Raw genomic sequence first — 20,022 nt, forward strand, 5'->3', positions numbered from 1 at the left:
TCCCGGAGGACCGGGCGGCCATTCTCCTTGAGCCATCAACGGCAAACCGTCATCAGCCACACCCGGTCCTCCCGGACCGCCTCACATTCTTAGGGCCCGTCATGACGCACATCCCGCCGAACCTCAGGTACACCAGGGACCACGAGTGGGTGGAGACGATCGGGAAGGACCGGGTCCGCATCGGCATCACCGACTACGCGCAGAAGCAGCTCGGCGACGTCGTCTTCGTCGAACTCCCCAAACCGGGCCAGACGTTCGACGCCGGTCGGCCGTTCGGCACGGTGGAGTCGGTGAAGTCGGTGAGCGACCTCTTCGCGCCGCTCTCCGGGACGGTGGCCGCGGTGAACGAGACGCTGAACGACGAACCGGAGGAGGTCAACTCGGACCCGTACGGCGACGGCTGGTTCATCGAACTCACGCCGAGCAAGGCCACCGAGTCGAAGGAGCTGCTCTCGGCCGCCGAGTACGAGGCACTCCTCGCCGAGGAATAGCGGCCGGAGGTTCGCCGCGGACCGTCCGTTCGGGCGGGCGGTCCGCGGGGAACGACCGAGGGCATGACGACCCCCCACCACCTGATCGGCACCGGCGACCACCACGTCCTGGTCCTCCACGACTGGTTCGGCACCAGCGCCGGCTGGGGCCCGTTCCTCGACTACCTCGACGGCGGCGCCTTCAGCTACGCCTTCCTCGACTACCGCGGCTACGGGCGGCGCAAGGACGTCCCCGGCGCCTACACCCTCGCCGAGATCGCCTCCGACGCGCTCGCCCTGGCCGACCAGCTCGGCTGGGAGCGCTTCTCCCTGGTCGGCCACTCGATGGGTGGCAAGGCCGCCCAGCAGGTGCTCGCCGAGGCTCCGCTGCGGGTGCGCAAGCTGGTCGGCCTGGCCCCGGTGCCCGCCGGGGCGTACCCGCTGGACGAGGCGGGCGAGGCGCTGTTCTACGGCGCCGCCGAGGACCGGGAGAAGCGCTTCGCGATCCTCGACCTGGTCACCGGGCAGCGGGCGGGCCGGGTCTGGCTGGACCGGATGGTCGACCAGTCCCTCCGGCTGTCCACCCCCGAGGCCTTCGGCGGCTACGTCCGCGACTGGACGACGGCCGACCTGGAGCGCCGGATCAGCGGCAACCCGGTGCCGGTCAAGGTGATCGTCGGCGAACACGACCTGGCCCTCACCGCCGAGGTGATGCGCGGCACCTTCCTCTCCCACTACCCCAACGCCGAGCTGGAGGAGCTGGGCGGCAGCGGGCACTACCCGATGTACGAGACCCCGGTGGCCCTGGCGGCGTCGCTGGAGGGGTTCCTCCACAACTGATCGAGACGGCGCCGAGGTGACGGGCGGCTCCCGGCTCGGCGACGGCGCCCAGGTCCTCGGCCCGATCTCCGCCCGCGCGGTCGAGCTGGCCGCCGGGCGCCCGTACACCCACCCGGACCCGGACGGCCGCGGCGGCGTCCTCAAGGGCCACGGCCGCGCCCGGGGCGTCCGGGTCGGCGTCGGCGAAGTCCTCAACGGCAACGGCGACTTCGCCACGGCCCCGCTCGAACGCCAGCGGACCTACCACCCGGACGCACCCCGGCTGGGCGGCTGACCGCCCGCACGAGAAGTCGGACCGGCCGACTTCCCGCGCACCGCCCCTCGCGGGCACCGCCCCTCGCGCCCGCCGCTGACGGGCCCCGCAGCCCCGCCAGCGCCAGAAGTCGGACCCGCCGACTTCCTGTGGCCCCACCCCCACCCTCACCACCGGCCAGACCTCACAGCCCCCGCCGCACGAGAAGTCGACCAGGCCGACTTCCCGCGCACCGCCCCCCACAGCCTCAGGTGGCGGCGGGCCGCAGGGCGAGCCTGCGGGTGGCGAGGAGGGCCGTGCGGGCCCTGGCGGCGCCGGTGCGGGCGACGGCCGGGTCCGACACGGGTCGGCGTGGGACGAGGCCCGCGCAGGCGCGACAGATGCCCGGGCGGGGCACCGGGTCGCGGCACTCCGGGCATTCGGCGCGCGGGGCCGGGGCCACGGTCGGCTCGCAGAGCGGCGGCAGCTTGCGCCGCAGGCGGTCACGGAGGATGCCGACCGACGAGATCACGGGGTACGGGAGGCCCTGGAGCAGGGCGACGGAGAGGTCCGCTTCGCTACTGCCCCGGGCCAGCCAGTCGGCGACCAGGGGCGCGAGGGCGAGCGCCTCGCGCTCCCCGAGGCGCAGCCGGGGCTCCGGGCGGATCACCCGGAAGAGCACGGCGACGGCTTCCGCGATCTGCGGGTCGAGGGGCGTCAACTCCTCGGCGGGCGGCGCGGGTACTTCGTCCGGGTTCTCTCCGGAAGGGGCGTCGAGCGGCTCGGCCTCCGGCCCGTCGCCCTTGGCCGGGGGCTCGCTCGGCGGCGCGTCGAACCAGGGCCGGTCGAAGACGTGCGCCTCGGAGCGGAGCGTGCCGTCGGGCATCCGGATCGTGTCGACGCGGTAGTACCCGGCCGCCGCGAGCTCCTTGAGCGCCTTGCGGACGGCGGTGCGGCCGATCCCCAGGGTCCTGTCCGCGATCTGCTGCCCGGTCTCGCTCCAGCCGTCGGGGCGGGAGAGGAGGTCCAGCAGGATGATCCGGGCGATGGCACTGAGGCGGACGCCGCCCTGGACGATGTCGTTGGGAAGAAGCGCGAAACCGCGCGTGAGGACGCTACGATGAATCTGCATTTGGGAGTTGCTGCTCCTGGTGCCAGACCCCGGGGTGTTGCGAGCACCGCTGGGGTCTTCTCTTTCCGCTTACGGTGCGGAACGTAACACGACGGTTGCGTTGGGTGTTAACCGGATTGACGGTTGGTCAGAGCGCGGGGTCACTTAGGGGCGCGCGCCAACTCCCGCGCGCCCCCTAGACGCTGGCGCATGGACCGGAGACCCACGCACATTGGGCGTCTCATGCTTCTCGTTTACGTTCGAGGCATGACAGAAAAGCGAGTTGACGGTCCGTCGCCGGTGCTGGTGGTCGGCGCTTCCGGAGCGGTCGGGCGGCACGTCGGGCTCCAGCTCGCGGCCGCGGGCGTACGGGTGCGGACGCGGGCGCCACGGGACCTGCTCGATCCCGCGTCGCTGGAGGCGGTGGTGCAGGGCACGAACGCCGTGCTGCTGGGATGGCCGTACTCGACGGCGGACGGCGCCGCCGAGGTGGTGGGGGTGCTGGCCCGGGAGGTCGGGCGGGTGGTGTTCCTGTCCTCGGCCGTCCCCGGCCGGCCGGAGGGCCGGATCGAGGCGCTGCTCGCCCGCAGCGGAGTGCGGCACACCGTGCTGCGGGCGCACGGCTTCGCCGCCGCGCTGCGGTGGGTCGAGGACATCAAGGCAGGCCGCCCGGTGCGGGGCTACGGCGGCGCGGCCCGGCTGAACCCGGTGGACGAACGGGACGTCGCGGCGGTCGCCGTCCGGGCCCTGGTCGAGGAGGGCCACGACGGCGCCCGGTACGTGCTGACCGGCCCGGAGTCGCCCACCCGGGCCCAGCAGGTGGAGATCATCGGCGCGGCCACCGGCCGGCCGCTGAGCTGGGAGGAGGTCCCCCGCGAGACCGCCCGCCGGCACCTGCTGACCACCGGCCGCTCCCCCGCCGACGCCGACGCCGCCCTGGACTTCCTCCACTCCCGCACCATCGCCCCGCAGCCCGCCACGACGACCGTCCAGGACCTCACCGGCCACCCCGCCCGCAGCTTCCGCGCCTGGGCGAAGGAGCACGCCGCCCTGTTCCGCTGAACCGGCCGGAGCCCGGGCAAGGACCTCGATGCCGCCGCGTACCGCGTCGCCACCCGGCTCGAACCCGTCGCACCACCGTGACGCGCGCCGATCCCCGGCGCCACGGAGCCGCGAGCGGGCGGAGGGTGGGGAGGGGGGTTCTTTCCCCCGGTCTTACAGGGGAGCGACAGGGCGGCCGATATCCGCCGGGCCGGCACCCGGTCGGGGCGGCAGGAGCGGCTGCGCGGACTCGAAGACGCGTACGCGGGGGCGGGGGGTGCCGTCGGGCGCGCGCTCCAGGACGACGCGGTAGAGCCCGGCTTCCGTCAGCTCGCCGATCGCCCGCAGGATCTCCTCCAGGTCCGGCGCGCAGCTGGGGTCGGTGAGGGGCCAGTCCGCCTCGATCCACTCGTCCGGGCGGCCGAGGAGGTCGAGGAGGTCGAGCAGGACGGTCAGGGCCGCGTAGCCGAGGCGGCCGTCCATCAGCTCGGTCGGGACGGTGGTGACGGGGCCCGGGTTGTCGCTGCGGTGAACGATGATGCGCACGGTGTCGCTGCTCCTGGTGGCGTGGCCCGGGCCGGTGGCGCCGCCGGGGCGTTCCCTCGATCGCGCCGCGGAACGCAGCACGCGTGCGGGGCCCGCCGTCCGGCCGAGCGGCCGATTGCCGGAGCGTGGGGCGGCCCGGCGGCGCGCGAACGCCGACGCGCGCCGGGTCCGACGCCTTCGGGGCATCGGTCGGCGCGCGCGGGTCGGAGGGTGCCGGGTCGGAGGGTGCCGGGTCGGAGCGTGGCGGGTCGGAGGGCGTCGGGTCAGACCCCGAGGCCTCGGACGACGAGGTCCACCAGGGCGAAGAAGAACAGCGAGACGCCCACGAAGCTGTTGGTCTGGAAGAACGCCCGGTTGAGCTTCGACAGGTCGTTCGGCCTGACGATGGTGTGCTCGTACACGAACGCGCCGGCGACGACCGCCAGCCCGATCCAGAACGCCACCCCGGCGTGGGTCAGCAGCCCGAACCAGCCCAGCAGCAGCGTGGTCAGCACGTGGCACACCCGCGCACCGCGGATCGCCGCCGGCACGCCGTACCGGGCCGGCACCGAGCGGACCCCGTGCTCCCGGTCGGACTCGACGTCCTGGCAGGCGTAGATCAGGTCGAACCCGCCGATCCAGATGCCGACGGCCGCGCCCAGCACGACCGCGTCCCAGGACCACCGGCCGGTCACCGCGAGCCAGGCGCCGCCCGGCCCCATCGCCTGGGCCAGGCCCAGGATCACCTGCGGGAAGTCCGTGAACCGCTTGCCGTACGGGTAGACGACCATCGGCACCACGGCCACCGGCGCGAGCACCAGGCAGAGCGGGTTCAGCATCGCGGCGGCGCCGAGGAAGACCACCAGCGCGACGGCCGAGCCGACGTACGCGGTCCTCAGCGACACCGCGCCGGTGACGAGTTCGCGCGAGGCGGTCCGCGGGTTGCGGGCGTCGATCTCGCGGTCGATGATCCGGTTCGCCGCCATGGCGAAGGTCCGCAGCCCGACCATGCAGACGGTGACGATGAACAGCTGTCCCCAGTGCACCCGCTTGTCGGTGAGGAACATGGCCGTCAGGGCGGCGATGTAGGCGAAGGGCAGGGCGAAGACCGAGTGCTCGATCATCACCAGGCGCAGGAAGGCCTTCGCGCGCCCCGGGGTCTCGACCGCAGCGGCGGTGCTCACAGTCCGTACTCCTTCCAGCGGCGCGACACCAGCGCGGCCGTGGCCGGGTCCGAGGACACCATCTCCGGCCAGCCGCCGTCCCGGGTGTACCCCTCCTCCGGCAGCTTGCGGGTGGCGTCGATGCCCGCCTTGCCGCCCCAGAACTGCTGGTACGAGGCGTGGTCCAGGTGGTCCACCGGCCCCTCGACCACCGTGAGGTCACGGCTGTAGTCGACGTTGCCGAAGGCCCGCCACGCCACCTCCTGGTAGTCGTGCACGTCGCAGTCCGAGTCCACCACGATGATCAGCTTGGTGAGCGACATCATGTGGGCGCCCCAGATCGCGTGCATCGTCTTCTGGGCGTGCTTGGGGTACTTCTTGTCGATCGAGACGATCACGCAGTTGTGGAAGCCGCCGGCCTCGGGCAGGTCGTAGTCGACGATGTCCGGGATGATGATCTTCAGCAGCGGCAGGAAGAACCGCTCGGTGAACTTGCCCAGCGGGCCGTCCTCCGTCGGCGGGCGGCCGACCACGATGGACTGGAGGATCGGACGGCGGCGCATCGTCACGCAGTCGATCTTCAGTGCCGGGAACGGCTCCTGCGGGGTGTAGAAGCCGGTGTGGTCGCCGAACGGGCCCTCGGGGAGCATCTCGCCGGGCTCCAGCCAGCCCTCCAGGACCACCTCGGCGTCGGCCGGGACCTGGAGCGGCACCGTCTTGCAGTCGACCATCCGCACCCGCTCCCCGGCGACGAAGCCGGCGAAGAGGTACTCGTCGATGTCCCCGGGCAGCGGTGCGGTGGCCGCGTAGGTGACGGCCGGCGGGCAGCCGAAGGCGATCGCGACCGGGAGGCGCTCGCCGCGCCTGGCCGCCACCGCGTAGTGGTTGCGGCTGTCCTTGTGGATCTGCCAGTGCATGCCGATGGTGCGGCGGTCGTGCCGCTGGAGCCGGTAGAGGCCCAGGTTGCGGACGCCGGTGTCCGGGTCCTTGGTGTGGGTCAGGCCCAGGTTGAAGAAGGAGCCGCCGTCCAGCGGCCAGGTGAAGAGGGCGGGCAGCGCGTCCAGGTCGACGTCGTCGCCGGTGAGCACGACCTCCTGCACCGGGGCGTCGCCGGACTTCACGTTCCGGGGCGGCACGTGCGCGATCGAGGCGAGCTTGCCGAAGGCGTCCCGGAAGCCGGTGAAGCCCTGCGGCAGCTCCGGCTTGAGCAGCCCGGCGATCTTCTCGGAGATGTCGTCCGGCCCCTTGAGGCCGAGCGCCTTGGACAGCCGCCGCTCGGTGCCGAAGACGTTCATCGCCAGCGGCATCGACGAGCCCTTGACGTTCTCGAAGAGCAGTGCGGGGCCCTTGGCCTTCTGCACCCGGTCGACGATCTCGCCGACCTCCAGGTGGGGGTCCACCTCCGCCTTGATGCGCTTGAGGTCGCCTTCGCGGTCGAGGGCCCGGAGAAACGAGCGGAGATCGTCGTATGCCATGCCTGTCAGTATCCGCCACCAGATAGCCTGGCTCGGTCAAGGGCCCCTGCCAGGCGCCCGTCACTACCGCCGTTGCGGGGGAGATCGCGGCCATGTTGCGGATTCTGCTGACCATCGTCCTTCCGCTCGCGCTCTGGGTCTGGGCGTTCGTGGACTGCCTGACCACGCCCGAGGACGAGGTGAAGCACCTGCCGAAGGTGGTCTGGGTGCTGATCGTGCTGCTCTTCCCGCCTCTGGGCCCGATCGCCTGGCTGATCGCCGGCAAGCAGCGCGGCTTCCTGCCGGCCGCGTCCGCCGGGGCCCGCCCGGGGCACCCGGCCGACGACCGCGCGGGCCGTCCGGCTCCGCGCGGCGGGCGCCCGCTGGCGCCGGACGACGACCCCGAGTTCCTCGCCTCGTTGAAGAAGAACAACAAAGAGCACGAGGACATGCTGAAGCAGTGGGAGGCCGACCTGCGCCGTCGCGAGCGGGAGCTGCGCGACCGCGACGAGCCCGAGGAGGGCAGGAAGCCCTGATCGGAGCCGGTCCGCCCGCTCGCTCGGACAGCCCACCCCCACGGTTCGGGGTGGGCTTCGGCGTTTTTGGCGCTTCCCTACGAGAATCCGCGCTTCGAGCCGGACGGGGGCCGGACGGCCACACCGCTTGAGCGGCCCTTGAGCGCCACCCCAGACTGCCGCCTTACCTTACTGGAAGACGGTCCTGACCTGCGCTTTTGTTAACGCTCAGATCATCGGACCATCACCCGTCCGACAACCCCCGGTACCCGTGTGAACACCGAGCGCTCAGGAACCGAACGGACCGCTTCTGTACAGGCCTGACAGCTAAACGAACTCGACCTTGTACGGAATCGACGCCGAAACCAGCGCACGGCCCCTCGTACAGTCATAAGTGAAGAAAGTGATTCGCAGCCGGGGGCACAGTAGACGTTGGCTGTCGGACAGTTCCCTCACCCTTGGAGTGGTTCGAGATGACGGTTGTGCATGAGGCGCCGGTCGACGGCGAGGTCCACGAGGTCCCGGCCGACGCCCGGGGGCGGGTCGCCGAGCTGCACGAGCTGCGCGAGAAGGTCCGCCGGGGCCCCAGCGACAAGGCCACCGAGGCCCAGCACGCCAAGGGCAAGCTGACCGCCCGCGAGCGCATCGAGCTGCTGCTGGACGAGGGCTCCTTCCACGAGGTCGAGCCGCTGCGCCGGCACCGCGCCCAGGGCTTCGGCCTGGAGGCCAAGAAGCCGCACACCGACGGCGTGATCGTCGGCTGGGGCACCGTGCACGGCCGCACCGTCTTCACCTACGCGCACGACTTCCGGATCTTCGGCGGCGCGCTGGGCGAGGCCCACGCCCAGAAGATCCACAAGATCATGGACATGGCCATCGCGGCCGGTGCCCCGCTGGTCTCCCTCAACGACGGCGCCGGCGCCCGCATTCAGGAGGGCGTCACCGCACTCGCCGGCTACGGCGGCATCTTCCAGCGCAACACCAAGGCCTCCGGCGTCATCCCGCAGATCTCGGTGATGCTGGGCCCGTGCGCCGGCGGCGCCGCGTACTCGCCCGCGCTGACCGACTTCGTCTTCATGGTCCGCGAGACCTCCCAGATGTTCATCACCGGCCCTGACGTCGTCCAGGCCGTCACCGGCGAGAAGATCACCCAGAACGGACTCGGCGGCGCCGACGTCCACGCCGGCGTCTCCGGCGTCTCCCACTTCGTCTACGACGACGAGCAGTCCTGCATCGAGGAGGTCCGCTACCTCCTCTCCCTGCTCCCGCAGAACAACCGCGAGATGCCGCCCTCCGTCGTCACCGAGGACCCGGTCGAGCGCCGCAACGACAGCCTCCTGGACCTCGTCCCCGCCGACGGCAACCGCCCCTACGACATGCGCAAGGTCATCGAGGAGATCGTCGACCACGGCGAGTACCTCGAAGTCCACGAGCGCTGGGCCACCAACGTCCTGTGTGTCCTCGCCCGTGTCGACGGCCACGTCACCGGCATCATCGCCAACCAGCCCCAGTCCCTGGCCGGCGTCCTGGACATCAACGCCAGCGAGAAGGCCGCGCGCTTCGTCCAGATGTGCGACGCCTTCAACATCCCGCTGCTCACCCTCCTCGACGTCCCCGGCTTCCTGCCCGGCGTCGACCAGGAGCACGGCGGCATCATCCGCCACGGCGCCAAGCTCCTGTACGCCTACTGCAACGCCACCGTCCCGCGGATCTCGCTGATCCTGCGCAAGGCCTACGGCGGCGCCTACATCGTCATGGACTCCCGCTCCATCGGCGCCGACCTCTCCTACGCCTGGCCCACCAACGAGATCGCCGTCATGGGCGCCGAGGGTGCCGCCAACGTGATCTTCCGGCGCGAGATCAACGCCGCCGAGGACCCGGACGCCATGCGCGCCCAGAAGATCAAGGAATACAAGAACGAGCTGATGCACCCGTACTACGCGGCCGAACGCGGCCTCGTGGACGACGTCATCGACCCCGCCGAGACCCGCCAGGTCATCGCCTCCGCCCTGGCCATGCTCCGCACCAAGCACGCCGACCTGCCCAGCCGCAAGCACGGCAACCCGCCGATGTAGTAGCGACACGCTCCACCGCGCAGCCCGTACCGGCAACCACCTCAGACCTAGCAACCGGGGGAGAAACCAGGACATGACCGCTTCCGCCGAACCCCTCGTCCGCATCGTCCGCGGCAGTCTCACCGACGAGGAACTCGCCGCCCTGACCGCCGTCCTCGCCGCGCGCGCCGCCGCCGCGCAGCAGGCCGCCGCCAACGCGCCGCTGGAGCCGATCGCCAGCTGGCGTCGTCTGGAGCGCCGCCCGGCGTACTACTCGCCGGTCAGCTGGCAGCAGGCCGCCTGACGGCCCAGGCCCGCGCCGACGGCCGGTCACCCCACCCGGGTGACCGGCCGTCGCGCGTTCCCGGTCCGGGGGCGCTCCGGCCCTGCTCAGACGCGTGCGCCGTGGGTGTGCGCGGGCTTCCACGCCGTCCGGGGGAGCGCGAAGCGGCTCGGTAGAATACCTACTGGACGGTATGCGTCCGCCGCCCAGTCCGCCCCCGTAGGATCGGCCGCTGCCGTTACCAGAACTTTCCAGGGAGGCTGCGATGGCCAGGCAGGCCCGCGCGCTGGCGACCCGCCAGGCGGTACTCATCGCGGCGGCCGAGGTGTTCGACGAGCGGGGCTACGCCGCCGCCACGATGTCCGGAATCCTGGACCGCGCCGGCGTCACCAAGGGCGCGCTGTACTTCCACTTCCCCTCCAAGGAGGAGCTGGCTCTCGCCGTCATCATCGAGGGCCAGGGCGCCTGGATCTCCGGCTGGAAGCCGACCTCGGACAGCGCGGTGCAGAACCTGATCGACCTCGGCTACGCCTTCGCCCGCGCGCTCCAGACCGACCCGCTGGTGCGCGGCAGCATCCGGCTGACGATCGAGCACGGCAGCTTCACCCAGCCGCAGACCGCGGCCTACCAGGGCTGGATGGACACCACCCGTGCGCTGCTGGAGCAGGCCCGGGAGGCCGGCGACCTCCACCCGGGGATCGACCTGACCGCGGCCGCCGGGGTGATCACCGGAGCCGTCACCGGCATCCAGCTGAGCTCCCAGGTGCTGGCCGACCGGAAGGACCTGATCCAGCGGATGTCCGACCTCTGGACGCTGGTGCTGCCCGGTCTCGTCCAGCCGCACGCGCTCGCCCGGCTGAGCGTCGCCGAGCGGACCTGAGGCCTCGCACGCGCCCGCCGCGGACGACGACGCGGGCCGTGATGTCGACGCGGGGCCGTGACGTCGGCACGGGGCCGTGACGACGACGCGAGTGCTGTGACGACGACCCGCGCAGCGCCCTGACACCCGACCGCCGCCGGGGCGGCTCAGACCCGGTAGTCGACCCGGCTCTCGGCCGCCACCAGGGCCGGCAGCGCGGCCGTCCAGAGCCGGCTCACCGCCTCCGGCCCGGGCCGGCCGACCCCCTCCCCCGCGATCAGCACCTGACCGGCCGCCGCCGCGGTGAGCAGTTCGGCGGCGGCCCGCCGGTCCACCTCGGGGCACAGCTCGCCGGCCTCGGCGGCCCGGTCCAGCAGCCGGTGGACGACCGCGGTGAGGCTGCGCCAGGCGATCTCCGGGCCCGTCGGGGGCACGCCGGGCGGGCCGTCCGGGGCGCCGTCCCGGCGCGCTCCCTGGCAGCCGAGCCGGACGCCGGCCCGCACCACCAGGTCCTCGCGCAGCATCCGGGCCAGCTCGTGCGAGAAGTCGATCAGGCCCTGGAGCGCCGGGCCGTCGGCCCGCAGGGCCCGGAGCGCGGACGAGCCGATCTGCCGCCCGGCGGCGCGCCGCACCCCGTCGGCGAGGGCCTGCTTGGACACGAAGTGGAAGTAGAGGGCCCCCTTGCTCACCCCGGCCCGGCGACTGATGTCGACCAGGCTCGCGGCCTCGAAGCCCACCTGCGCGAAGGTCTCCGCGGCGGCGAGCAGTACGGCCTGCCGGGTCCGCCCAGCCCTTTCCTGCTTGACCACTGGCCCCTCCGGACTCCGCCGGGCGCGATCCCCGCCCCACCCGGCTGCTGTCGGCGCGCCCTGCGGGGCGGCGCTCGCATGCGGACGGGACGCCCCGAAACCGCATGGTTGGTATCTAATCTAGCGCCTGCCCGGTTTCGGCCGTCCAGCAGGGACGGCACCGCCGCCCACGGCCCGAGTCGGCCCGAACGGGCATTCGCCCAGTCCACGAGAAGGGTGGCGGGAACGGGCCGCGGAGCCCGGCCGAGGGGCACCCCAGTCAGATAAGCAAACCGGGTGGTCTGTATGTTTTCCCGGGACGGCCGTGGCGGCCGCTCCGACCGACACCCTGAAGCGGGGGCCAGTCATGCCATCGATCGTAGAGCCGGGCCCCCACGGCCTGTACTCCCACCCCGGCCCGGGCAGCGGCCGCGGCGGCGGCTTCGACTTCGGAGGCTTCGACTTCCACGACGGGCCCGCGACCGGCTACGACTTCCACGACCGGACCGTCTCCCGGCACCTGGTGCACCGCGCCTCCGTCTCCGAGGTGTTCATCACCGGCTGGCAGGCCACCGGCCCGTACGACTTCCTGCTCGGTGCCCAGTGGCCCCGGCTGCACGGCTTCTACCGGCTGCCCGGGGACCGCTACCACGACCCGGTGCTGATGGCGGAGACCATCCGGCAGGCCGGGCTGCTGATCGGCCACGCCGGGTTCGGGGTGCCGCGCGGCCACCACTTCGCCATGGAGGACCTCTCCTACGCGCTCGGCGAGCCTGGGCTGCCGGGCCTGGCCGTCACCGCCGGCCCCGCCTCGCTGATGCTGGCCGTCGACTGCGAGGACGTCCGGATGCGGGGCGGCGAGCTGTCCTCGCTGCGGGTGCGCGTCGAGGTCACCCGGGACGGCGCGCCGATCGGCCACGGCTCCGGCCGGCTGCGGGTGATCTCCCCCGCGTCGTACGCCCGGCTGCGCGGCCCGGTGCGGCGCACCGCCGCACCGCGGCCTCCGGCGCCCGCCGCGCCCGAGCTGGTCGGCCGGGCACAGCCCGCGGACGTGGTGCTCAGCCCGACCCTGGCGCCGGACACCTGGCTGCTGCGCGCCGACGCCACCCACCCGGTGCTGTTCGACCACGAGCTGGACCACGTGCCCGGCATGCTCGTGCTGGAGGCCGCCCGGCAGGCCGCCCAGCGGCTGCGCCACCCCGAACCGGTCGTGCCGGTCGAGCTGGTGACCTCCTTCGACCGCTACATCGAGCTGGACCGGCCCTGCTTCGTCCGGGCCGTCCCCGAACCGGCCTCGGGCCCGGGCACCGGGCCGGGCACGGCGGCCGACCGGCGGCCGGTGCGGGTCCGGCTGGTCCAGGACGGCCGGACGGCGGCCGAGTGCCGGGTGCTCACCGCACCGGTGGACGGCCCGGCCGAGAGCCCGGCCGAGAGCCCGGCCGAGAGCCCGGCCGCACCGGACCGGCGGGACGCCCACGACGGCCGCCCCGCCGCGCCGGGCCTCGGCGGCAGCCGGCTGCCGCTGGCCAGCTGACCCCGGTCAGGCGGCCATCAGGGCGGCCGGACGGCCCGCGTGCATCACGCTCAGGTTGGTCGCCAGCCGGACCTCGTCCTGGGCCAGCCAGAGCCGCAGCGCCGCGCCCAGGGCCGCGCTGGCCGACTCGATCCGGACGTCGGTGATCTGGGCGATCCGGGCCGCGCCGGGCACCAGCAGGTCGGCCAGCGGGGTCGGCAGCCAGACCGTCAGGGCGCACGGCGCGGGCACCGCCAGGGCCCCCAGCAGCCGGTAGGCGTCCCCCGGCGCGCTGAGCGTCGGGATGATGTCCAGCAAGGCGTCCGACACCACCTCGGACACGTCGCTCCGGTGTCCCTGGGCGAGCCGGCGGAGCAGCATGCGCTCGGCGGCGGTGATTCGGACGGTCAGCATGACCTCGTCGCACTCCATCGCGCGATTTCCTCCTCAGTTCCCTCTCGCACCGGCCGGCGGCCGGCGCGCACTACCCCTGTTCGCACCTCGGCCCGGCTACCTGTGGGAGAGAGCCGGGCCGGTGGGTGATCGTGTGCCCCGGTCAGATCCCCGCGTAGGAGTGCTTTCCGGTGACGAAGATGTTCACGCCGTAGTAGTTGAAGAGCCAGCAGGCGAACGCCGCCAGCGCCAGGTAGGCGGCCTTGCGGCCCTTCCAGCCGGCCGTCGCGCGGGCGTGCAGGTAGCAGGCGTAGGCGACCCAGGTGATGAACGACCAGGTCTCCTTCGGGTCCCACTCCCAGTACTTGCCCCAGGCCGCCTCGGCCCAGATCGCGCCCGCGATGATGGTGAACGTCCACAGCGGGAAGACCAGGGCGTTGATCCGGTAGGACAGCTTGTCGAAGGTCGCCGCGGCGGGCAGGCGGTTGCCGACGGACACCCGGACGCGGGCCAGCAGGATCCGGGCCCGGGAGTACTTCTGCCCGTCGAGCGAGCGCACCGCCCCCGGACGCAGGAAGTCGTACGCACCGGCCTCGACCCGCTTGTGGTACGAGTCCTGCCACAGGTACAGCAGGGTGGCGATGAACGCCGCGTAGAAGGCGCCGCCGCAGAAGATCGCGGTGGAGACGTGGATCGCCAGCCACGGCGAGTGCAGCGCCGGGACGAGCTGCTCGGAGTCGGTGTACAGCACCGTGGTGGCGATGCCGAGGGTCAGCAGCACCGCGAGCACGACCGGCAGGCCGAGCCAGCGGACCCTCTTCCTGGCGGCCAGCAGCACCAGGTACGCGGCCGTCATCGCGAAGGCGAAGGCGCAGGAGAACTCGTACATGTTGCCCCACGGCCAGCGGGACACCGACAGGCCGCGGGTGACGATCCCGCCCGCGTGCAGCAGCGCCGCCAGCACGGTGAGCGAGATGGCGATCCGGCCGGCCAGGTCGGCCTTCTCGCTGGTGCCGGCCGCGCCCGGGCCGTCCTGCTCGTCGGTGCCCCGGCCGGTGGTGACCACCGTCGCGCCCTCGCCCGCGACCGCGGTGCGGGTGAGCGTGGTGGTGCCGCCGCCGGCCCCCGCCACGGTGACGGTGACCTTCTTCGCGCCCTTCGGCGCCGCCGTCGCGACGGTCTCGCCCAGGCTGCCGGACTGCTCCTTCGAGCGGACCGCGACGGCGCCCCTGCTGCCGAAGGTCCACTCGATCATGTGGGCGAACATGGCGAGGGTGTAGACCACCATCGCCGAATAGATCAGCTTGTTGGAGAGGTCGGCCAGCTGGGGGTCGACCGCCGAGGCGAGTTGCACCGTCTACTCCTTGGAGTTCTGGTCGGCAGGGACTGCGGGGGCTGAGGCCTCGGCCTCGGGGTCGCCGGGTGCCGGGCCGGGGTCCTCGGCGTTGGCGTCCTCGGAGCCGTCCTCCTCGGAGGCCGGGGCGTCGTCCTGGAGGTCGACCGCGAGCTCCGCCAGCTCCTCGGCGATCTTCGCCGACTCGCTGCGGGCCAGACCGGCCAGCTCCACCTGGGTGCCGCCGCCCGGCAGGGCGACCGCGCGCACCCAGATCCGGCGGCGCTGGATGAACAGCGAGCCGACGAGGCCGAGGATCGCCAGCACGGCGCCGGTCAGGGCGATCTCGTTGCCGGGGCGGTGCGTGATGTTGAAGCTGGCCCACTGCTTGTAGCCCTCGAAGGTGACGGTGCCGTAGCCGTCGGGCAGGGTCCAGCCCTGGCCGGGCTTGAGCCGGGCCTTGGCCGGCTGGCCGTCCTGGGTCAGCTGGGTGAGCTTGCGGGTGTTGAGCTGGTAGACGTTCTGCGGCAGGCCGGAGTCGGTGCCGAGGTCGCCCGCGAAGGCGTTCAGCACCAGTTCGGGAGCGGCGTCGCCGGGGAACAGCGAGATCGGGCCGGTGCCCTCGAAGCTCAGCGGGGCGGTCGGCAGGAAGAAGCCGGAGAAGCCCAGCTGGGTCCTGTCGCCGGAGGGGCCGACGCCGTAGTCGGAGACCTTGACGACACCGGTGGAGGTCAGGTTGCCGTCCTGCGGCAGGAACGGGACGGCGCCCTGGTAGACGACGTCGCCCTTGCCGTTCCGGACGGTCACCATCGGGGCGTAGCCGTGGCCGATCAGGTAGACCTTGCTGCCGCCGACCTCCAGCGGGTGGTTGACCTCGATCGTCGACTTCTTCAGCTTCGACTCGTCGCTGCCCTCGTAGTACGAGACGTTCGCGGTGAACTGCCGGGCGGCCCCGATCTGGTCGCCCTTGTCCTGGAACTTCGAGGTGAAGCCGTCCAGCTTCAGGTAGAAGGGGTCGAGGTCCTGGCTGCCGTAGAACCGCGTACCGGTGAAGTCGTCGAGCTGGGTGATGGTGTTGGAGTAGCCCTCGCCCTCGACGATCAGCTTGCCGCCCGTGCCGGCGGCCAGGCTGGACCAGGCGAAGCCGCCGAGCAGGGCGAACAGCGACAGGTGGAACAGCAGGTTGCCGACCTCGCGCAGGTAGCCCTTCTCCGCGGACACCGCGCCGCCGGACAGGTGGGCGCGGAAGCCGCGCTTGCGCAGCAGCCGGTGCGCGGCGGCGTTCACCTTCCCGGCGTCCGCCTCGGTGCGCCAGGCCGCGTGCACCGGCATCCGGGTCAGGTTGCGCGGGGCGGCCGGCGGCTGGGAGCGCAGCACGCCGACGAACTGCCAGGTGCGCGGGACGATGCAGCCGGCCAGCGAGACGAACAGCAGGATGTAGATCGCGGAGAACCAGACCGAGCTGTAGACGTCGAACAGCTGGAGCTTCTCGTAGATCGGCGCGACCGTGGTGTGCTGCGCCTTCCAGGTCTGCACCTTGAACTGGTTCTGGCCGTTCTGCGGGATCAGCGAGCCCGGGATGGCGGCCAGCGACAGCAGGAACAGCAGGATCAGGGCGACCCGCATCGAGGTCAGCTGGCGCCACATCCAGCGGGCCCAGCCGAACGCGCCTATGCCGGTCGGTCCGTCCGACTCGACCGGCGCGGTGCTGAGCCGCTCGGCGGCGGTGTCGTCCGGTGCCGGGGCCTGCTCGGTCTCGGTCGTGGTCTTGCTCACGGTCAGATTCCGATCTGGAAGTCGGCGGTCCAGGACTGCAACTGGCTCATCATCGAGTCCCAGATCCCGGTGACGAGCAGCAGACCGACCACGACGAGCATGCCGCCGCCGATCCGCATGACGAGCGGGTAGTGCCGCTTGACCCAGCCGAAGGCGCCCAGCGCCCTGCGGAAGGCCACGGCGGCCAGGATGAACGGTACGCCGAGGCCCAGGCAGTAGAAGGTGGTCAGCAGCGCGCCACGCTGGGCGTCGGCCTGGTTGAGGGCCAGGTTCTGCACGGCGGTCAGGGTCGGGCCCATGCACGGGGTCCAGCCGACGCCGAAGACGACCCCGAGCATCGGGGCGCCCAGCAGGCCGACCGCCGGGCGGCGGTGCGAGCGGACCTCGCGCATGCTCAGCCCGGGCACCAGGCCCATGAACGCCAGGCCCATCACCACGGTGAGCGAGCCCAGCACGATGCTGATGATCCGCTTGTAGTCCTGGAGCTCCTGGCCGAAGTAGCCGAACAGGGCCCCGGTGGAGACGAACACCGCGGTGAAGCCGAGGATGAACAGCACCACGCCGAGCAGCATCCGGCCGCGCCGCGAGCCGCGGGCGTCCGCGAGGTCGGCGGCGGAGAAGCCGGTCACGTACGAGAGGTAGCCGGGGACCAGCGGCAGCACGCACGGCGAGAAGAAGGACGCCAGCCCGGCCACCAGCGCGACCGGGGCGGCGGCCAGCAGCGCGCCGCTCTGGACGGTCGAGGTGGTGTCGGCGAGGTACTGGGAGGGCAGGCTCACTGCTTCTGCTCCGCGACCACCGGCTGGAGGATCGACTCCAGCGCCTCCTCGGTGGTGCCGCCGACGGCACGGGCGGCCAGATTGCCGTCCCGGTCGACGATCAGGGTGGTCGGGATGGACTGCGGGTTGAGGCTGCCCTTGGCGAACTTCAGCAGCTGGGTGCCGGCCGGGTCGAAGATGCTCGGGTAGGTGACGCCCTGCTCCTGCTCGAAGCGGACGGCGTTCTGCTTCTCGGTGTCCCGGGTGTTGATGCCGAGGAACTGGACGCCCTGGTCCTTGTACTTCTCCGAGACGGTCTGCAGGCTCTTGGCCTCGGCCCGGCACGGGCCGCACCAGGAGCCCCAGACGTTCAGCACGACGACCTTGCCCCGGTAGTCGGAGAGCTTGGCCGGGGTGCCCTCCAGGGTGTCCCCGGTGATGTCCGGCGCTTCCCCGCGCCGGCCGGCCTCCGCCTTCGACAGGTTGGTGCCCTTGACCGTGACGAAGCCGACCTGGCCCTCGCCGCTCGACGAGCCCGAGGAGGAGCAGCCGGTGAGGGCGAGCGCGGCGGCGGCGACGGTGGCGGCGGCTGCGGCGGCGACACGGGGACGGGGGCGCGTCATGGCAGACATGTGAAAAGTTTCGCATGGAGTTCCGGGCGGGTTCGCCGGGGTCCTGCCTTGCGCGTCACACCCCATCTGACCTGCGACGAAACCGGGTCACCCGGCGCTCGCCAGGTGACCCGGAGTCATACTTACGCACCGCTTACGCGACGTGCGCGCGGGCGCCGCGGGGCGCGCGCGGGCGGCGTGCCGCCGCTTGCGCGCCCCGGGCGGGGGCTACGCGCCGAAGCTCTTGCCCACCGGCTTGTCGCCCTTGCGGCCCTTGCCCACCAGGTGGGCGGGCAGCAGGTCGCGGGCCGGCTCGCGGTAGCCGACCGAGACGATCTTGTCGCCCTCGAAGGTGAAGCTGGTGAGCGAGGCCAGCGAGCACTGCCGGCGGCGCGGGTCGTGCCACAGCCGGCGGCGCTCCACGAAGGAGCGGACGATCCAGATCGGCAGCTGGTGGCTGACGCAGACCGCCTCGTGCCCGCGCGCGGCGTCCCGGGCGGCACCGAGCGCGCCCATCATCCGCACCACCTGGTCCAGGTACGGCTCGCCCCAGGAGGGCTTGAACGGGTTGGTGAGGTACTTCCAGTAGCCCGGGTTCCTCAGCGAACCGTCGCCGACGCCGAAGGTCTTGCCCTCGAAGACGTTCTCCGCCTCGATCAGCCGCTCGTCCGCCGCGACGTCCAGGCCGTGCGCCTCGGCGATCGGCGCGGCGGTCTCCTGCGCCCGCTCCAGCGGGGAGGCCACCACGTGGGCGATGTCCCGGTCGGCCAGGTCCTCGGCGACCCGCTCGGCCATCTTCCGGCCCAGCTCGGACAGGTGGTAGTCCGGCAGGCGCCCGTACAGGACGCCCTCCGGGTTGTGCACCTCGCCGTGGCGCATCAGGTGGACGACGGTGATCTCTTTGGCGCTCACTTCTCGACTACTCCTGGGATCGGATTTCGGGCCGGTACGGGCCGGTTCAGGCCGTGGCGGCGGCAGCGGCGCGCGCGGCGGCCGGCAGGGCGGCGGCGATCCGCTCGATCGCCCGCTCGTCGTGGGACGCCGAGACGAACCAGGACTCGAAGGCGGACGGCGGCAGGTAGACGCCCTCGGCCAGCATCGCGTGGAAGAAGGCGGTGAAACGGTACGCCTCCTGGGTCCTGGCCTGGTCGTAGTCGGTGACCGGGGCCTCGGTGAAGAACACCGAGAACATGTTCCCGGCGGTCTGGAGCCGGTGCGCCACGCCCTCCTTGGCGAGCGCGTCGGAGACCAGGCCGGAGACCTCGGCGGCGACCTTGTCCACCGTCGCGTACACCTCGTCGGTGCAGCCGCGCAGCTGGGCCAGGCCGGCGGCGGTGGCGATCGGGTTCCCGGACAGGGTGCCCGCCTGGTAGACCGGACCGGCCGGGGCCAGGTGGGCCATCACGTCGGCACGGCCGCCGAAGGCCGCGGCCGGGAAGCCGCCGCCCATGACCTTGCCGAAGGTCAGCAGGTCCGGCGCCCAGCCCTCGTTCGCCGCCTCCAGGCCGTACCAGCCGGCCCTGGAGACGCGGAAGCCGGTCATCACCTCGTCGGAGATGAACAGCGCGCCGTTCTCCCGGCAGAGCCGGGCCAGGCCGCCGTTGAAGCCGGGCAGCGGCGGGACGACGCCCATGTTGCCGGGCGAGGCCTCGGTGATCACGCAGGCGATCTCGCCCGGGTGGGCGGCGAAGGCCTGTTCGACGGCGGCCAGGTCGTTGTACGGCAGCACGATGGTGTCGCCGGCCTGGGCGCCGGTGACGCCCGGGGTGTCCGGCAGGCCGAAGGTGGCCACGCCGGAACCGGCGGCGGCCAGCAGGGCGTCCACGTGGCCGTGGTAGCAGCCGGCGAACTTCACCACCTTGGCCCGGCCGGTGAAGCCGCGGGCGAGCCGGATCGCGGACATGGTGGCCTCGGTGCCGGAGGAGACCAGGCGGACCTGCTCGACCGGGGCGACCCGGGCGACGATCTCCTCGGCCAGCTCGACCTCGCCCTGGCCGGGGGTGCCGAAGGAGGTGCCGCGGGAGACGGCCTGCTGGACGGCGTCGAGGACCGCGGGGTGCGCGTGGCCGAGGATCATCGGACCCCACGAGCACACCAGGTCGACGTACTCGCGGCCGTCGGCGTCGGTGAGGTAGGGACCGCTGCCGGACACCATGAAGCGCGGCGTGCCGCCGACCGCGCGGAAGGCGCGCACCGGGGAGTTCACGCCGCCGGGCGTCACCACGGAGGCGCGGTCGAACAGCGACTGGGACTGGGGGGCTTCGTAGGGGTAGCTCACAAAGGACATGGTCTCAAATCGTGTC

General features: G+C 72.5%; 21 protein-coding genes. 9 read left to right on the top strand and 12 right to left on the bottom strand.

The features are described 5' to 3' along the window. Positions 1-101: 101 nt before the first annotated feature. The 3 genes from gcvH to ACZ55U_RS16675 all read left to right on the top strand — a co-directional run bounded on the left by gcvH (position 102) and on the right by ACZ55U_RS16675 (position 1,584). Positions 102-491, top strand: coding sequence for a glycine cleavage system protein GcvH (gene gcvH / locus ACZ55U_RS16665; RefSeq protein ID WP_465526850.1), 390 nt, complete (start codon positions 102-104; stop codon positions 489-491). Between the two features lie 63 nt (positions 492-554). After that, positions 555-1,310 carry an alpha/beta fold hydrolase gene (locus tag ACZ55U_RS16670; RefSeq protein WP_465526851.1) on the top strand — a complete coding sequence of 252 codons (756 nt, stop codon included), beginning with the start codon at positions 555-557 and terminating at the stop codon, positions 1,308-1,310. 16 nt (positions 1,311-1,326) lie between these two features. After that, entirely contained in the window at positions 1,327-1,584 is a 258-nt protein-coding gene (locus ACZ55U_RS16675; protein WP_465526852.1) for a hypothetical protein, read from the top strand. Between the two features lie 226 nt (positions 1,585-1,810). On the opposite strand, the gene ACZ55U_RS16680 is transcribed toward ACZ55U_RS16675, so the two are convergent. Beyond that, positions 1,811-2,674 carry a hypothetical protein gene (locus tag ACZ55U_RS16680; RefSeq protein WP_465526853.1) on the bottom strand — a complete coding sequence of 288 codons (864 nt, stop codon included), beginning with the start codon at positions 2,672-2,674 and terminating at the stop codon, positions 1,811-1,813. Between the two features lie 246 nt (positions 2,675-2,920). Between ACZ55U_RS16680 and ACZ55U_RS16685 the strand changes: the two genes are divergently transcribed. Then, the gene (locus ACZ55U_RS16685) at positions 2,921-3,715 is read left to right on the top strand and encodes a Rossmann-fold NAD(P)-binding domain-containing protein (RefSeq protein WP_465526854.1); all 795 of its coding nucleotides are present in this window, start codon (positions 2,921-2,923) and stop codon (positions 3,713-3,715) included. A 153-nt stretch (positions 3,716-3,868) separates the two neighbouring features. Here ACZ55U_RS16685 and ACZ55U_RS16690 read toward each other — a convergent pair whose 3' ends face one another. From ACZ55U_RS16690 to ACZ55U_RS16700, 3 genes are all read right to left on the bottom strand, one after another. Then, a complete protein-coding gene (locus tag ACZ55U_RS16690; RefSeq protein WP_465526855.1) occupies positions 3,869-4,240 on the bottom strand; it encodes a hypothetical protein in 372 nt (123 codons plus the stop codon). A 263-nt stretch (positions 4,241-4,503) separates the two neighbouring features. Beyond that, complete coding sequence (gene mqnP, locus ACZ55U_RS16695; RefSeq protein ID WP_465526856.1) at positions 4,504-5,403, bottom strand: menaquinone biosynthesis prenyltransferase MqnP; 900 nt, start codon at positions 5,401-5,403, stop codon at positions 4,504-4,506. Next, positions 5,400-6,857, bottom strand: coding sequence for a menaquinone biosynthesis decarboxylase (locus ACZ55U_RS16700; protein ID WP_465526857.1), 1,458 nt, complete (start codon positions 6,855-6,857; stop codon positions 5,400-5,402). Before ACZ55U_RS16700 ends, mqnP begins: the two co-directional genes overlap by 4 nt. Before the next feature lie 92 nt (positions 6,858-6,949). Here ACZ55U_RS16700 and ACZ55U_RS16705 point away from each other — a divergent pair, with 92 nt between their 5' ends. From ACZ55U_RS16705 to ACZ55U_RS16720, 4 genes are all read left to right on the top strand, one after another. After that, positions 6,950-7,372: a PLD nuclease N-terminal domain-containing protein gene (locus ACZ55U_RS16705; RefSeq protein WP_465526858.1), complete on the top strand. Its 423-nt coding sequence runs from the start codon at positions 6,950-6,952 to the stop codon at positions 7,370-7,372. A gap of 452 nt (positions 7,373-7,824) precedes the next feature. After that, positions 7,825-9,426, top strand: coding sequence for an acyl-CoA carboxylase subunit beta (locus tag ACZ55U_RS16710; RefSeq protein WP_465526859.1), 1,602 nt, complete (start codon positions 7,825-7,827; stop codon positions 9,424-9,426). A 73-nt stretch (positions 9,427-9,499) separates the two neighbouring features. Next, positions 9,500-9,709, top strand: a complete 210-nt coding sequence (locus tag ACZ55U_RS16715; protein WP_465526860.1) for an acyl-CoA carboxylase epsilon subunit — start codon at positions 9,500-9,502, stop codon at positions 9,707-9,709. Positions 9,710-9,953: 244 nt separating this feature from the next. Continuing rightward, the gene (locus tag ACZ55U_RS16720) at positions 9,954-10,568 is read left to right on the top strand and encodes a ScbR family autoregulator-binding transcription factor (protein ID WP_465526861.1); all 615 of its coding nucleotides are present in this window, start codon (positions 9,954-9,956) and stop codon (positions 10,566-10,568) included. Between the two features lie 146 nt (positions 10,569-10,714). On the opposite strand, the gene ACZ55U_RS16725 is transcribed toward ACZ55U_RS16720, so the two are convergent. Beyond that, positions 10,715-11,356: a ScbR family autoregulator-binding transcription factor gene (locus tag ACZ55U_RS16725; protein WP_465526862.1), complete on the bottom strand. Its 642-nt coding sequence runs from the start codon at positions 11,354-11,356 to the stop codon at positions 10,715-10,717. A 346-nt stretch (positions 11,357-11,702) separates the two neighbouring features. Between ACZ55U_RS16725 and ACZ55U_RS16730 the strand changes: the two genes are divergently transcribed. Then, positions 11,703-12,869 (top strand): ScbA/BarX family gamma-butyrolactone biosynthesis protein, encoded by a 1,167-nt coding sequence (locus tag ACZ55U_RS16730; RefSeq protein WP_465526863.1) that lies wholly within the window; start codon positions 11,703-11,705, stop codon positions 12,867-12,869. A gap of 6 nt (positions 12,870-12,875) precedes the next feature. On the opposite strand, the gene ACZ55U_RS16735 is transcribed toward ACZ55U_RS16730, so the two are convergent. The 7 genes from ACZ55U_RS16735 to hemL form a co-directional block, all read right to left on the bottom strand. Further along, complete coding sequence (locus ACZ55U_RS16735) at positions 12,876-13,280, bottom strand: hypothetical protein (protein ID WP_380730499.1); 405 nt, start codon at positions 13,278-13,280, stop codon at positions 12,876-12,878. A 124-nt stretch (positions 13,281-13,404) separates the two neighbouring features. After that, positions 13,405-14,595 (bottom strand): c-type cytochrome biogenesis protein CcsB, encoded by a 1,191-nt coding sequence (gene ccsB, locus ACZ55U_RS16740; RefSeq protein WP_465526864.1) that lies wholly within the window; start codon positions 14,593-14,595, stop codon positions 13,405-13,407. A gap of 3 nt (positions 14,596-14,598) precedes the next feature. Continuing rightward, positions 14,599-16,350, bottom strand: coding sequence for a cytochrome c biogenesis protein ResB (gene resB, locus ACZ55U_RS16745; RefSeq protein WP_465526865.1), 1,752 nt, complete (start codon positions 16,348-16,350; stop codon positions 14,599-14,601). 2 nt (positions 16,351-16,352) lie between these two features. Further along, the gene (locus tag ACZ55U_RS16750) at positions 16,353-17,129 is read right to left on the bottom strand and encodes a cytochrome c biogenesis CcdA family protein (RefSeq protein ID WP_465526866.1); all 777 of its coding nucleotides are present in this window, start codon (positions 17,127-17,129) and stop codon (positions 16,353-16,355) included. After that, positions 17,126-17,731, bottom strand: coding sequence for a TlpA family protein disulfide reductase (locus tag ACZ55U_RS16755; RefSeq protein WP_465526867.1), 606 nt, complete (start codon positions 17,729-17,731; stop codon positions 17,126-17,128). The genes ACZ55U_RS16750 and ACZ55U_RS16755 overlap by 4 nt, the downstream gene beginning before the upstream one ends. Positions 17,732-17,947: 216 nt before the next feature. Next, a complete protein-coding gene (locus tag ACZ55U_RS16760) occupies positions 17,948-18,598 on the bottom strand; it encodes a histidine phosphatase family protein (RefSeq protein ID WP_465526948.1) in 651 nt (216 codons plus the stop codon). A gap of 79 nt (positions 18,599-18,677) precedes the next feature. Continuing rightward, positions 18,678-20,006 carry a glutamate-1-semialdehyde 2,1-aminomutase gene (gene hemL, locus ACZ55U_RS16765; protein WP_465526868.1) on the bottom strand — a complete coding sequence of 443 codons (1,329 nt, stop codon included), beginning with the start codon at positions 20,004-20,006 and terminating at the stop codon, positions 18,678-18,680. Between the last annotated feature and the right edge of the window lie 16 nt (positions 20,007-20,022).

It is taken from the genome of Kitasatospora sp. NPDC034533 (assembly GCF_055575155.1).

What these genes read in the sequence shown, in the direction of transcription:
- ACZ55U_RS16715 (WP_465526860.1), top strand. Translation starts at nt 9,500, where the DNA reads ATGACCGCTTCCGCCGAACCCCTCGTCCGCATCGTCCGCGGCAGTCTC.
- ACZ55U_RS16720 (WP_465526861.1), top strand. Translation starts at nt 9,954, where the DNA reads ATGGCCAGGCAGGCCCGCGCGCTGGCGACCCGCCAGGCGGTACTCATC.
- ACZ55U_RS16685 (WP_465526854.1), top strand. Translation starts at nt 2,921, where the DNA reads ATGACAGAAAAGCGAGTTGACGGTCCGTCGCCGGTGCTGGTGGTCGGC.
- ACZ55U_RS16710 (WP_465526859.1), top strand. Translation starts at nt 7,825, where the DNA reads ATGACGGTTGTGCATGAGGCGCCGGTCGACGGCGAGGTCCACGAGGTC.
- gcvH (WP_465526850.1), top strand. Translation starts at nt 102, where the DNA reads ATGACGCACATCCCGCCGAACCTCAGGTACACCAGGGACCACGAGTGG.
- ACZ55U_RS16705 (WP_465526858.1), top strand. Translation starts at nt 6,950, where the DNA reads ATGTTGCGGATTCTGCTGACCATCGTCCTTCCGCTCGCGCTCTGGGTC.
- ACZ55U_RS16680 (WP_465526853.1), bottom strand. Translation starts at nt 2,674, where the DNA reads ATGCAGATTCATCGTAGCGTCCTCACGCGCGGTTTCGCGCTTCTTCCC.
- ACZ55U_RS16735 (WP_380730499.1), bottom strand. Translation starts at nt 13,280, where the DNA reads ATGGAGTGCGACGAGGTCATGCTGACCGTCCGAATCACCGCCGCCGAG.
- ACZ55U_RS16700 (WP_465526857.1), bottom strand. Translation starts at nt 6,857, where the DNA reads ATGGCATACGACGATCTCCGCTCGTTTCTCCGGGCCCTCGACCGCGAA.
- ACZ55U_RS16670 (WP_465526851.1), top strand. Translation starts at nt 555, where the DNA reads ATGACGACCCCCCACCACCTGATCGGCACCGGCGACCACCACGTCCTG.
- ACZ55U_RS16760 (WP_465526948.1), bottom strand. Translation starts at nt 18,598, where the DNA reads ATGCGCCACGGCGAGGTGCACAACCCGGAGGGCGTCCTGTACGGGCGC.
- ACZ55U_RS16730 (WP_465526863.1), top strand. Translation starts at nt 11,703, where the DNA reads ATGCCATCGATCGTAGAGCCGGGCCCCCACGGCCTGTACTCCCACCCC.
- ACZ55U_RS16755 (WP_465526867.1), bottom strand. Translation starts at nt 17,731, where the DNA reads ATGACGCGCCCCCGTCCCCGTGTCGCCGCCGCAGCCGCCGCCACCGTC.
- hemL (WP_465526868.1), bottom strand. Translation starts at nt 20,006, where the DNA reads ATGTCCTTTGTGAGCTACCCCTACGAAGCCCCCCAGTCCCAGTCGCTG.